This window comes from Bifidobacterium sp. LH_417, assembly GCF_056357035.1.
In genome coordinates, this window is the sequence record NZ_JBKEVI010000001.1 from 165686 (window position 1) to 177898 (window position 12213).

Here is a 12213-nt window from a genome sequence, read left to right on the forward strand (position 1 = left end):
TCACATTCTCCCATCGTGCCCCGATACGCCGTGCCGTCGCGTGTCCCCGCCACGCCGGCACGACAGGTCCATTCGACGTACGCCCGCTGATAACCCTCCATAACTACCGTGTATAGACACGCCGTTGCCACGCGCCGGTCCGCGGCGTACCGTGAATACCACCGATCGGTTGGGAATAAACGATCGGGCCAACGTTTCCTGAAGGGGAAGAAGGGAGTTGGAGCATGGGGAAAGGGAATCCGTCGCCCGCGGGGAATCCGATCGCGAATCTGATCTCACGCAGGGCGGCGGCGCTCCCTCCGAATCCGTTCGCCCAGGCGGACGCGCGCACCGCCGCCGCGATCCGTGCCGGGCATGACGTCATCGACCTGTCCAAAGGCAATCCCGACGGCGCGCCTCCCGTGTTCATGCAGGACGCGCTCGCCCACGCGGCGCACGACCCGTCACTGTTCCGCTATCCTGCATTCGACGGCATCCCCGCCTATCTCGACGCCATCGCGCACTGGTACGACACGCGTCACGGCGTCACGCTCGACCCGCGCACGCACCTGCTCGCCACCGCCGGCGCGTCGGTGGGCATCGCCACCGTCATCGAAGCGCTCGTCGACGAAGGCGACACCGTCGTGGCCGTCGACCCGTACTATCCGCAATACGAGGGATCCACCGCCGTCGTCAAGGGGCGTTTCGTGACGATTCCCGCGGACCCGGCCCACGGCTACCTGCCCGATCTCGACGCCGTCTCGCCGCGTCTGTGGGACGAGGCGAAACTGCTCATCCTCAACTATCCGAACAATCCGACCGGCGCGGTCGCCACGCCGGAATTCTACGGGCGTGTCGTCGCGCTCGCCCACGAGCATCGGTTCGCGGTGATGAACGACTTCGCCTACGCGGGCATCGAATTCGGCAGCGAACCCTCTCCCAGCATTCTTGAGACGCCCGGCGCGTCCGACGTGGCCGTGGAGCTCGGTTCGTTGTCGAAGATGTTCATGGTCGCCGGGTGGCGAGGCGGCTGGGTCGCCGGCAACGCCGACATCCTTGCCGCCGCGAAGGCCGTCCATCAGCAGACCACCGTGCTCGCCCCCAGCGTCGTGCAGCGGGCCGGCGCGGTCGCGCTGAGCGGCGACCTGCGTTCCGTGACGGCGCTCGGCGCGCGTTATGGTCATCGCGCGCAGGTGCTCGCCGACGGGCTTCGCGACGCGGGAATCGACGTGGCGCCGCCGCGCGGAGGACTGTTCCTGTGGGCGCGAGTGCCGGATGATTTCCGCGTGTCGGATGGAGGCGTATCGGACGGAGACACGTCGGATGGAGGTGTGTCGGGCGGAGGCGTGTCGGACACGTTCACCGCGTGGCTCATCGAGCACGCGGGCGTGGCGGTCATGCCCGGATCGTGCTTCGGCCCCGCATCGGACGGATTCGTGCGCTTCAGTCTGCTGAAACCTGAACGCGACCTCTATCAGGCGATATCGCGCATCACGCACGCGCTGCGCGCGCAGTCCTGACAAGTCCTGACAGGCGTCGGGCGTGGCGTTCCCGCCTCCGCCGCGGCGAGACGCGTAAGTCCCGTGAAGTCATAGACTGGAGCAATGCGCGAACAGGACACGGAGAGGAACGAGAGGTCGTCGATTGATGCAGAGAGCATTGCAATCGGCAACGTGACGGATATCGAGGAGGACATCGACCGTCCGCTGACGATCGCGCTGGTGGTCGACACGGTCGGCAATCAAGGCAACGGCACATCGAATTCGGCGCTCCAATGGGCGGCCGAACTGGAACGGCAAGGGCATCATGTGCGTCTCGTCGGCGTCGGCGCGCCTGAATATCCGGCCCGCGTCAACCGGGTGCCGCTCGTCTCGTGGGTGGCGGCCAAACAGCAGATGCAGTTCGCCGAACCGAGCGACACGCTGTTCCGTACCGCGTTCCAGGGTGTCGACGTCGTCCACATCTACATGCCGTTCAAATTCGGGCGTCGCGCCGCGAAGATCGCCCGTCAGATGCACATCCCCGTGACCGCCGGATTCCATCTGCAACCGGAGAACGTCCTGTATTCCGCGGGACCGCTGCGCTACATCCCCGGCATGGAGAAGTTCCTCTACTGGCTGTTCCGCCAATGGCTGTACAAGCGCGTCGACCACATCCACACGCCCACCGAGATGACCGCGAGCCTGCTGCGCGAACACGGCTACAAGGGCACAATGCACGTGATCTCCAACGGGTATTCGCCGCGGTTCACCGCGCGCGAGCCGCTCGACCCGGACGCGCCTGCGCACGTGCCGTTCCGCGTCGTCGCGTCCGGGCGTCTCGCCCATGAGAAGGACCAGATCACGCTCATCAAGGCGATCTCGATGAGCCGGCACGCCAGCGACATCCAATTGGTGATCGCCGGCACCGGTCCGCTCAAACGCTATCTCACGTTCCGCGCGAACCGTCGCCTCAAGCGCAAGGCGGATATCGGCTTCCACCGCAACGCCGACATGCCGGCGCTGCTGCGTTCATGCGACCTGTTCGTGCACTGCTCGATCGCCGACATCGAATCGGTGAGCGTCATCGAGGCGATGGCGTGCGGCCTCGTGCCGGTGATCGCCGCGTCCGAACTGTCCGCGGCGAGCCAATTCGCGCTGACGGACGCCTCGCTGTTCCCGGTGCGCGACGCGGCGATGCTCGCGCGCCGCATCGACTGGTGGATCGACCATCCGGACGAGCTCGCGCGGTGGGGCGAGGTCTACGCCGAGCACACGCGCGAGCATTATTCGGTGGAGGCGTCCGTCCACCGGTTCGTCGACATGGAACGCGAGGCGATCGCTACAGCAGGGCGATAAGACGATCGGTCTCCTCGTCCGTGGTGGCCCAGCTCGTGCAGATGCGCATCACCGTATGCGCGTCATCCGCCTTCTCCATGAAACCGAGACGCACGTCACGTTCCAGACGTTCGATGGTCGGCTTATCGAGCGTGACGAAGATCTGGTTGGTGGGCGCCTCGAACGTGAGCGTGTAGCCCTTCTCGCGCAACGCGGCGCGGATGCGGTCCGCCTGCACGTTCGCATTGCGGGCGATGCGGAAGTAGAGATCGTCGGTGAACAGCGCGTCGAACTGCGCGCCGAGCAGGAATCCCTTCGCGAGGAGGGCTCCATGCTGCTTGATCTCGGTGAGGAAATGCCGCGGGGCGGCGGAACGTGCGTCGCGATTCGTGAACACGACGGCCTCGCCGAACATCGCGCCGACTTTCGTGCCGCCTATATAAAAGACATCGGCGATGCCGGCAAGCTCGGGCAGGGTCATGTCGCAGCCGGTCGCGGTCAGTCCGTAGCCAAGACGCGCGCCGTCGACGAACAGGGGCATGTCGTAGCGGTGCGCGACGTCGGCAATGGCCTGCAGTTCGGATTTCGCGTAGATCGTGCCGTACTCGGTCGACATGGAGACGTAGACGGAACCGGGGAAGACCATGTGGTCGTGGTTGCCGTCAGCGTAGAAGGTTGCGCAGTATTCATCGAGCTCGTGAGGGTCCATTTTGCCGTCGTGGTGGGGGAGCGTGAGCACCTTGTGACCGGAGTATTCGATGGCGCCCGCCTCATGCACGTTCGGATGCCCGGACTCGACGGCGACGACGCCCGCATACGGCGGCGTAATCGCGTCGATGACGACCTGATTGGCCTGCGTGCCGCCGACCAGGAACCAGATGTCGGCGTCCGGCAACGCGCATGCTTCGCGGATGCGCGTTTTGGCACGCTCGCAGATCGGGTCGGAGCCGTAGCCGGGGTAGAGGCCGTCGTTGAGGCGCGTGATCGCGTCGATGACCGCCGGATGGGCGGCACGGGAGTAATCGTTCTCGAAGGAAAGCATGATGACGAGTGTAGGGCGTGGGGCGTTCCTATCGGGCGTTACGCTCAGCATTCGTCTGCGGACTGTACTTCCGGATGCAGGTCGTGTCTCGTGACGTTGGATTCCCGGATTCGGGGTGATGGCTGCAGGTCGAGTCTTCGCTGAACAACAAAAGACCCCGAGGTTTTCCTCGGGGTCTTAGTGGGGTGGCTAACGTGGCTCGAACACGCGACCTTCTGAACCACAATCAGATGCTCTACCAACTGAGCTATAGCCACCATTGTTCTCGACCCGCTCGCGCCGGTCGGCAACGAGTGAATACAATACAGGACTTTTCGCCGTTGTCCAACTACGGCGTGTCGCGCTTGATTTCAAGGGTTGGGGTCAAATCGGACGGTCGTGGTGTGGCGGGCGATTGTTCGGCCGTTCATGTGGATACCGTTCGTGGGACGGCATCCATGCGGGATCTGCCGCTCGGACGTTCGGCGTATATCCGGTCATGGCCGTCGGCGGGTCGCGGCGGCGCGGCGGCATGGTGGGCCTGCGGCTCGGCCGTGCGGCCGTGTTCGCTTACGTGGATTCGCCGTTCGTCGTTCGCCGTCCGACGTGGTCGCGTATGCCGCCGGCTTGCCGTGCCGTGGGGCTACCGCGCCAACCGCTCGCATGTGCACATGGCAACGGTCACATTGTTCATTTATGTTCATTTCAATAATGACAGCAAGCCCTACTGCTTATTGGTATTTCGGCGTGTCGCCTTACATGCGATGTTCGGTTTTTGGTATACTTCCAAGTGAAGGCCGGAGTTTAAGATCGGCCGGGAATCCGGCAGGTCGCAACGAAGCGCAGAAAGCCGTAAGGCCGCAGGCGCAACGCCTTCGAACTGATAATTGAACAGCGATCGATGGTGAATTCACCGAGGTGCGGCATGGAAGCACGGCGCAGGCGTCGGGCCGCGAAGCAAACACGTGTACTGGTTAATGAGTGGTTCATCATTGCAAAGAGGCCGCGCAAGGTGGCGCGGCGAAACAGATAGCGTACCATCGCCTCCTTCCCCATTACAGATGGCTCCCCGGAACTTCTTCCCTTCGGTTCCGGGGAGCCATCTTCTTGTTGTCGGGCGTATTCTTCGCAGTAGACCTCGAAATAGTGGGATTCTTCACTTTGATGGTTCTTCGGGGTATAGGCAAAATGTGGGGCCAGCGGTTTAGTCGTTCTTCGTATTTTGTCGTGTATGTCCCATACGGCTCCGGCCTTCGTTTCGGCACCGCGTTCTTCGGCCTGTGGGTGCCGGTATGTCCCTTGCGGCTCCGGTCTTCGTATCTTCCTCCCACGGGCGGGGGCGACGTGCACGAGCCGCGCTTTTATTTCCCTCCCGCTGGCGGGAGGTGGCGCGTAGCGCCGGAGGGTGGTCCGACCCAAGGTGTCGGGGCGGTGGAGTCCGGCCCCCGCATTCGGCACCCATCGCCCCACGTATTGTCCGCCACCGAAAATGACGGGCCTGAAGGTTCCCATGGCGTTCTGTGGCTGATTCGGTGCGGCTGATTCGGGATTCCGGGATTCAGGGGCGTGGCCTGTACTCTGTCTGTTCGCGGCCTGGGATGGTGCGTCAGGTTTGGGGGTGTGCGTGGCGGGTGTGTTTCGTCTTGCCGTTGGTGTCCGGCTTGTTCGTCCCGTTCGAGGGGTATCGGGGCTTTTGTGGCGTTCCGGTCTTTCGGTTCCCGTGTTTCCCATTGGAGCGGCCCACGATCCGGAGCCGCTTCCCCTCTTCGGTGGGACGCCGTATCCTCCCCGGTGGGACGACGCATGCCGATATCCGCTTCGGCGTCGCAAATCCCGGAGATGAGCGGCGTCGTCCGGGATTCCTGACGCTGGCAGCTGGTCGGCGTCACAAATCCCGGAGAGCGTCCCATCATCCCGGCAGCGGGACGCTGGGACGCTCTCAGCGTCGCATATCCCGGAGAATGGCCCTGTCGTCCGGGATTTCTGACGCTGGGTTCCGTGCTCAGTGTCCCGGATTCGGGAGATGAGCGGCTTCGTCCGTAATCCGGGATGCTGAGCCGCTCCCAGTGTCCCGGATTCCGGAAACGGGCGGCATCATCCGTAGCCCGGGACGCTGAGCCGCTCCCAGCGTCCCCAATTCGGGAAACGGGCGGCGTCGTCCGTAATCCGGGATGCTGAGCCTCCCCCAGTGTCCCGGATTACGGACGATAGGGCCGTTCTCCCGAATCCGGGACTCCGTACGCTCCCAGTGTCCCGGATTCCGGAGATAAGCGGCGTCGTCCGGGATTTGTGACGCTGGTGGCGAACTCCTGGGGTGATGCGGTGGGCGGCCCTCGGGCCGGGGGACGTTCTCAGGCTAGGGGACGTTCTCGAGCTCCACTCGCTGTGCCGATTCGTGCCGAAGGGCGCGACGATGCTCCACTACACGACGTGCGGAATCCATGCCGAGGGAGCAGTCAGGGGTGACGGTGCTCCACTACGGCATGCGGGGATCGTGATGCGGGACCGCGATGCCCCGCTCGTCGCACCGGTCCGTGCCATGGGGCAGTCGTGGGGATGGCGGTACGCCACGACGGCGTGCGGGGATCATGTTGTGGGGAGGGTGGTGCTCCACAACAGGGTCGTGGAAGGCGGTTCGTGGGAGTTGTGGCGCGATTTGAGGGCCCGGCTGCTCCACAACGCGCGGTGGGAACGATACCGGCGGCTGTTGTGGAGCGGGGCCGCTCCACAACAGGGGCGGGAACCGGGGTTCCGGTGAGTTGTGGCGCACCATACGGGCCCGGAACACTGAAAAACAGGGGTTTCCGCGGGGGTTGCGGCGGGATGCCGCTCCACAACGGGCTCTCCGGCACGTGTTGTGGAGCAGCCCGGCCGGAACGCGGGGCACAGGGGGCCGCGCGCCGCGCGCGTCCGCCGCACGCGCCCCGAAAACGACCAGCCCCATTAACCGAAACTGCCGGCCCATAACCGAAACAGCCGGATTACGACCGAACCGACCGGCCCACGCCTGGAACAACCGGCCCCATGCCGGCGGGCGCATCGGATAGCGACCCGTGACCACCCTCCGACGCTACGCGCCACCTCCCGCCAGCGGGAGGGGAAGAAGAGGACGACGGTCGCATGATCCGACACCACTCCCACGTGACCACCCTCCGACGCCATGCGCCACCTCCCGCCAGCGGGAGGAGAGGTAAGAGGGTTGCAGACGCATGATCCGACACCACGGCACCTCCGACCCGTGACCACCCTCCGGCGCTGCGCGCCACCTCCCGCCAGCGGGAGGAAGATAACGATCATCCCGCAGCGCATCGCGACCTGACCGCCACCTCACGCCAGCGGGAGGAAGATACGAGGGACGGGCTCGAGCACGCGACCTCTTACCGGCGGCGGGGTGATAGCAATCACCCCGTAGTACATCTGCGACCCGGCCGCCACCCCGCCGGCGGGAGGAAGATGACAATCACAGCCGCACGGCCATACACGTCACAAGGCGAAGAACCGGATGTCGTATGTCGTCAGCGTGTCGTTGTCCGGGCGGCCCGTAATATGGATATTCGTGTGTGCCAGCGGTACGCCTTATGTGACAGGAGTACGGCGCTGGGATATCCCGCGAATCGTTTGGATTGCGCGCAGCAATGCGGCGGCGAGAGACGAGCGGGCCATCGGGCCGGTGGGCAGTGGCTGACTTTCCGATTCGGAACAGGTTCCGGATGCTTGGGGGAGTGTGGCTCACGGTGCTGCGGGCCTCACGGAACCAAGAGATAACACTGAATCGGAGAATTCAAGTTGCCTACTATCGAACAGCTCGTCCGTAAGGGACGTTCGCCGAAGCCGAAGAAGTCGAAGACTTTGGCGCTCAAGGGCAGCCCGCTGCGTCGCGGCGTGTGCACCCGTGTCTACACCACCACCCCGAAGAAGCCGAACTCGGCGCTTCGTAAGGTCGCTCGTGTCCGTCTGTCCTCCGGCATCGAAGTCACCGCCTACATCCCGGGCGAGGGCCACAACCTGCAGGAGCACTCCATCGTGCTCGTGCGCGGCGGCCGTGTGAAGGATCTGCCGGGTGTGCGTTACCACATCGTGCGTGGCGCGCTCGATACCCAGGGTGTCAAGGACCGCAAGCAGGGTCGTTCCCTGTACGGAGCAAAGAAGGCGAAGTAAGAGATATGTCACGTAAAGGACCCGCTAAGAAGCACGTCGTGCTGCCCGATCCGATCTACGGCTCGACCGTCGTCGCGCAGCTGATCAACAAGATCCTCCTGGACGGCAAGAAGTCCATCGCCGAGGACATCGTTTACTCCGCGCTCGACATGGTCAAGGAGAAGACCGACCAGGAGCCGGTCGCCGTCCTCAAGCGCGCGCTGGACAACATCCGTCCGTCCCTCGAGGTTCGTTCCCGCCGAGTCGGCGGCGCCACCTACCAGGTGCCGGTCGAGGTCAAGCCGAACCGCGCCAACACGCTGTGCCTGCGCTGGCTGACCGACTTCTCCCGCGCCCGTCGCGAGAAGACCATGGCCGAGCGTCTCGCCAACGAGATCCTGGACGCCTCCAACGGCCTCGGCGCTTCTGTCAAGCGTCGCGAGGATACTCATAAGATGGCAGAGGCCAACAAGGCCTTCGCCCACTACCGCTGGTAATCACTCGCCTGAGGAAGACTAAGGATAAAGATGGCTGCAGAGCTTTCGGACCTTCATTTCGTCCGCAACATCGGCATCATGGCCCACATCGATGCCGGTAAGACCACCACCACCGAGCGCATCCTGTACTACACCGGTAAGAACTACAAGATCGGTGAGACCCACGATGGCGCCTCGACGATGGACTTCATGGCGCAGGAGCAGGAGCGCGGCATCACGATTCAGTCGGCCGCCACCACCTGCTTCTGGAGCCGTCAGTCCCACGACACCAAGGACAAGTTCCAGATCAACATCATCGACACCCCCGGCCACGTGGACTTCACGGCCGAGGTGGAGCGCTCCCTGCGCGTGCTCGATGGCGCCGTCGCCGTCTTCGACGGCAAGGAAGGCGTGGAGCCGCAGTCCGAGACCGTGTGGCGTCAGGCCGACAAGTACGGCGTTCCGCGCATCTGCTTCATCAACAAGATGGATAAGCTCGGCGCGAACTTCTACTACTCCGTCGACACCATCAAGGAGAAGCTGGGCGCGACCCCGCTCGTCATGCAGCTGCCGATCGGCGCCGAGAACGACTTCACCGGCGTCGTCGATCTGGTCGAGATGGTCGCCTACGTGTGGAACGGCACCGACAACCTCGGCGCCAAGTACGACACCACCGAGATCCCGGACGACCTGAAGGACAAGGCCGCCGAGTACCACGAGCAGCTGGTCGAGGCCGCCGCCGAGGCGAACGACGACCTGATGAACAAGTTCTTCGAGGACGGCGACCTCTCCAAGGAGGACATCCGCGCCGGCGTTCGTGAGCTGACCATCTCCAAGCAGGCGTTCCCGGTCTTCTGCGGTTCCGCCTTCAAGGACAAGGGCGTTCAGCCGATGCTGGACGGCGTCGTCGACTACCTGCCGTCCCCGGAGGACGTCCCGGCCATCCAGGGCTTCGATCCGAAGGACGAGTCCATCGAGATCGACCGCAAGCCGACCAAGGAAGATCCGTTCTCGGCCCTCGTCTTCAAGATCTCCACGCACCCGTTCTACGGCAAGCTCGTGTTCGTGCGCGTCTACTCCGGCTCCGTCAAGCCGGGCGACAACGTGCTCGACTCCACGCGCGGCAAGAAGGAGCGCATCGGCAAGATCTTCCAGATGCACGCCGATAAGGAGAACCCGGTTGACGTGGCCGATGCCGGCAACATCTACACCTTCGTTGGTCTGAAGAACGTCACCACCGGCGACACCCTGTGCGCCATGGACGCTCCGATCTCCCTCAACTCGATGACCTTCCCGGATCCGGTTATCCAGGTCGCCGTCGAGCCGAAGACCAAGGCCGACCAGGAGAAGATGGGCATCGCCCTCGCCAAGCTGGCCGAAGAGGATCCGACGTTCCAGGTCACCACGGACGAGGAGTCCGGCCAGACCCTGATCGCCGGCATGGGCGAGCTCCAGCTCGACATCATCGTCGACCGTATGCGTCGCGAGTTCAAGGTCGAGTGCACCCAGGGCAAGCCGCAGGTCGCCTACCGTGAGACCATCCGCAAGGCCGTCATGGACCAGGGCTACACGCACAAGAAGCAGACCGGTGGTTCCGGCCAGTTCGCGAAGGTCCTGATGAACTTCGAGCCGCTCGAGACCACCGAGGGCAAGACCTTCGAGTTCGAGAACGCCGTCACCGGCGGCCACATCTCCCAGGAGTTCATCCCGTCCATCGAGGCCGGCGTCAAGGAGGCCATGGAATCCGGTATTCTCGCCGGCTTCCCGGTCGTGGGCGTCAAGGCCACCGTCACCGATGGCCAGATGCACCCGGTCGATTCCTCCGAAATGGCCTTCAAGCTCGCGGGCTCCATGTGCTTCAAGGAAGCCGCCCCGAAGGCGAAGCCGGTCATCCTCGAGCCGATCATGGCCGTGGAAGTCCGTACCCCGGAGGACTACATGGGCGAAGTCATCGGCGATCTCAACCAGCGCCGTGGCAACATCCAGTCCATGACCGACGCCACCGGCGTCAAGGTCATCGACGCCAAGGTCCCGCTGTCCGAGATGTTCGGCTACATCGGCGACCTGCGTTCGAAGACCCAGGGCCGCGCCATGTTCACCATGCAGATGGACTCCTACGCCGAGGTGCCGAAGAGCGTCTCCGACGAGATCATCAAGGCCCAGCGCGGCGAGTGACACGCGTAGCTACGTTGATTTGCGCCACGTCTCCAGTCAGCGGTAATATCGTGTACCGCTGACTGGGTTCTGGCTCCTTTCAATGTGGCACGAAACCCAGAAACCCAGTAAACCTACGAAACGTCCAGGAGGACAAAGTAATGGCAAAGGAAAAGTACGAGCGTACTAAGCCGCACGTTAACATCGGCACCATCGGCCACGTCGATCACGGCAAGACGACCCTGACCGCGGCCATCTCCAAGGTTCTGCACGAGCAGTACCCGGATGTCAACCCGGAGTACGACTTCAACCAGATCGATTCCGCTCCGGAAGAGGCCGCCCGCGGTATCACCATCAACATCGCCCACATCGAGTACCAGACCGAGAAGCGTCACTACGCTCACGTCGACTGCCCGGGCCACGCCGACTTCGTGAAGAACATGATCACCGGTGCTGCCCAGATGGATGGCGCCATCCTCGTTGTGGCCGCCACCGACGGCCCGATGGCCCAGACCCGCGAGCACGTCCTGCTCGCCCGTCAGGTCGGCGTCCCGAAGATCCTGGTCGCCCTGAACAAGTGCGATATGGTCGACGATGAGGAGCTCATCGAGCTCGTCGAGGAAGAGGTCCGTGACCTCCTCGACGAGAACGGCTTCGATCGTGACTGCCCGGTCATCCACGTCTCCGCCTACGGCGCGCTGCACGACGACGCTCCGGACCACGAGAAGTGGGTTGAGCAGATCAAGAAGCTCATGGACGCCGTCGACGAGTACATCCCGACCCCGGTCCACGACCTCGACAAGCCGTTCCTGATGCCGATCGAGGACGTCTTCACCATCTCCGGCCGTGGTACCGTCGTCACCGGCCGTGTTGAGCGTGGCCAGCTGGCCGTCAACACCCCGGTCGAAATCGTCGGCATCCGCCCGACCCAGAACACCACCGTCACCTCCATCGAGACCTTCCACAAGACGATGGACTCCTGCGAGGCTGGCGACAACACCGGTCTGCTCCTCCGTGGCCTCGGCCGTACGGACGTCGAGCGTGGCCAGGTCGTGGCTGCTCCGGGCTCCGTCACCCCGCACACCAAGTTCGAGGGTGAGGTCTACGTCCTGACCAAGGATGAGGGTGGCCGTCACTCGCCGTTCTTCTCCAACTACCGTCCGCAGTTCTACTTCCGCACCACCGACGTCACCGGCGTCATCGAGCTGCCGGAAGGCGTCGAGATGGTCCAGCCGGGCGATCACGCGACCTTCACCGTCGAGCTGATCCAGCCGATCGCTATGGAGGAGGGCCTGACCTTCGCCGTGCGTGAGGGTGGCCACACCGTCGGCTCGGGCCGTGTCACCAAGATCCTCGCCTGATTCCCATCAGAGAGATCTTCAAGACGCGCTTGAACTAGCGTTCTAAACGAAAGCCTCGGAACCGCAGTGTTCCGAGGCTTTCGTCATATTCAAACCCAATCTCGCTGAGCGAGTCGGCTCTTGTGTGGGTGACCACCCTCAGTCAGCCTGTGGCTGACAGCTCCCGCCGGCGGGAGCAGAGCATCGTCTCGCTTCGCGAGTCTGTTGTTGTGGGGTACTACCCTCAGTCAGCTTGTGGCTGACACAGCTCCCGCCGGCGGGAGCAAAGC

General features: G+C 63.8%; 9 protein-coding genes and 1 tRNA gene. 7 read left to right on the top strand and 3 right to left on the bottom strand.

Features of this window, described 5'->3' with window-relative positions; all coding sequences use genetic code 11:
* The first annotated feature begins 224 nt into the window (after positions 1-224).
* Together AC1AYR_RS00635 and AC1AYR_RS00640 are read left to right on the top strand one after the other, a co-directional pair.
* Positions 225-1499: a pyridoxal phosphate-dependent aminotransferase gene (locus AC1AYR_RS00635; protein ID WP_476511089.1), complete on the top strand. Its 1275-nt coding sequence runs from the start codon at positions 225-227 to the stop codon at positions 1497-1499.
* Between the two features lie 153 nt (positions 1500-1652).
* Positions 1653-2816: a glycosyltransferase gene (locus AC1AYR_RS00640; RefSeq protein ID WP_476555101.1), complete on the top strand. Its 1164-nt coding sequence runs from the start codon at positions 1653-1655 to the stop codon at positions 2814-2816.
* Here AC1AYR_RS00640 and AC1AYR_RS00645 read toward each other — a convergent pair.
* Both AC1AYR_RS00645 and AC1AYR_RS00650 read right to left on the bottom strand, forming a co-directional pair.
* Positions 2800-3837, bottom strand: coding sequence for a threonine aldolase family protein (locus AC1AYR_RS00645; RefSeq protein WP_476511087.1), 1038 nt, complete (start codon positions 3835-3837; stop codon positions 2800-2802). The two genes, AC1AYR_RS00640 and AC1AYR_RS00645, sit on opposite strands and share 17 nt — an antisense overlap.
* A gap of 181 nt (positions 3838-4018) precedes the next feature.
* Positions 4019-4094: transfer RNA gene (locus AC1AYR_RS00650), tRNA-His, on the bottom strand.
* Between AC1AYR_RS00650 and AC1AYR_RS00655 the strand changes: the two genes are divergently transcribed.
* On the top strand, positions 4068-4610 hold the full coding sequence (locus tag AC1AYR_RS00655; protein ID WP_476511086.1) for a hypothetical protein: 543 nt from the start codon (positions 4068-4070) through the stop codon (positions 4608-4610). The genes AC1AYR_RS00650 and AC1AYR_RS00655 overlap by 27 nt on opposite strands.
* 10 nt (positions 4611-4620) lie before the next feature.
* Here AC1AYR_RS00655 and AC1AYR_RS00660 read toward each other — a convergent pair whose 3' ends face one another.
* Entirely contained in the window at positions 4621-4857 is a 237-nt protein-coding gene (locus AC1AYR_RS00660) for a hypothetical protein (protein ID WP_476511085.1), read from the bottom strand.
* Between the two features lie 2745 nt (positions 4858-7602).
* On the opposite strand from AC1AYR_RS00660, the gene rpsL reads away from it, so the two are divergent.
* The 4 genes from rpsL to tuf all read left to right on the top strand — a co-directional run bounded on the left by rpsL (position 7603) and on the right by tuf (position 11944).
* Positions 7603-7974, top strand: coding sequence for a 30S ribosomal protein S12 (rpsL, locus tag AC1AYR_RS00665; RefSeq protein WP_003825774.1), 372 nt, complete (start codon positions 7603-7605; stop codon positions 7972-7974).
* 5 nt (positions 7975-7979) lie between these two features.
* The gene (gene rpsG / locus AC1AYR_RS00670) at positions 7980-8450 is read left to right on the top strand and encodes a 30S ribosomal protein S7 (protein WP_034526982.1); all 471 of its coding nucleotides are present in this window, start codon (positions 7980-7982) and stop codon (positions 8448-8450) included.
* A gap of 30 nt (positions 8451-8480) precedes the next feature.
* Complete coding sequence (gene fusA / locus AC1AYR_RS00675) at positions 8481-10604, top strand: elongation factor G (RefSeq protein WP_476511084.1); 2124 nt, start codon at positions 8481-8483, stop codon at positions 10602-10604.
* Positions 10605-10744: 140 nt separating this feature from the next.
* Complete coding sequence (tuf, locus tag AC1AYR_RS00680; RefSeq protein ID WP_476511083.1) at positions 10745-11944, top strand: elongation factor Tu; 1200 nt, start codon at positions 10745-10747, stop codon at positions 11942-11944.
* The last annotated feature ends 269 nt before the right edge of the window (positions 11945-12213 follow it).

Coding starts and splice junctions, on each gene's coding strand:
- AC1AYR_RS00635 (WP_476511089.1), top strand. CDS start 225: ATGGGGAAAGGGAATCCGTCGCCCGCGGGGAATCCGATCGCGAATCTG.
- AC1AYR_RS00645 (WP_476511087.1), bottom strand. CDS start 3,837: ATGCTTTCCTTCGAGAACGATTACTCCCGTGCCGCCCATCCGGCGGTC.
- AC1AYR_RS00655 (WP_476511086.1), top strand. CDS start 4,068: ATGCTCTACCAACTGAGCTATAGCCACCATTGTTCTCGACCCGCTCGC.
- AC1AYR_RS00660 (WP_476511085.1), bottom strand. CDS start 4,857: ATGGTACGCTATCTGTTTCGCCGCGCCACCTTGCGCGGCCTCTTTGCA.
- rpsG (WP_034526982.1), top strand. CDS start 7,980: ATGTCACGTAAAGGACCCGCTAAGAAGCACGTCGTGCTGCCCGATCCG.
- fusA (WP_476511084.1), top strand. CDS start 8,481: ATGGCTGCAGAGCTTTCGGACCTTCATTTCGTCCGCAACATCGGCATC.
- tuf (WP_476511083.1), top strand. CDS start 10,745: ATGGCAAAGGAAAAGTACGAGCGTACTAAGCCGCACGTTAACATCGGC.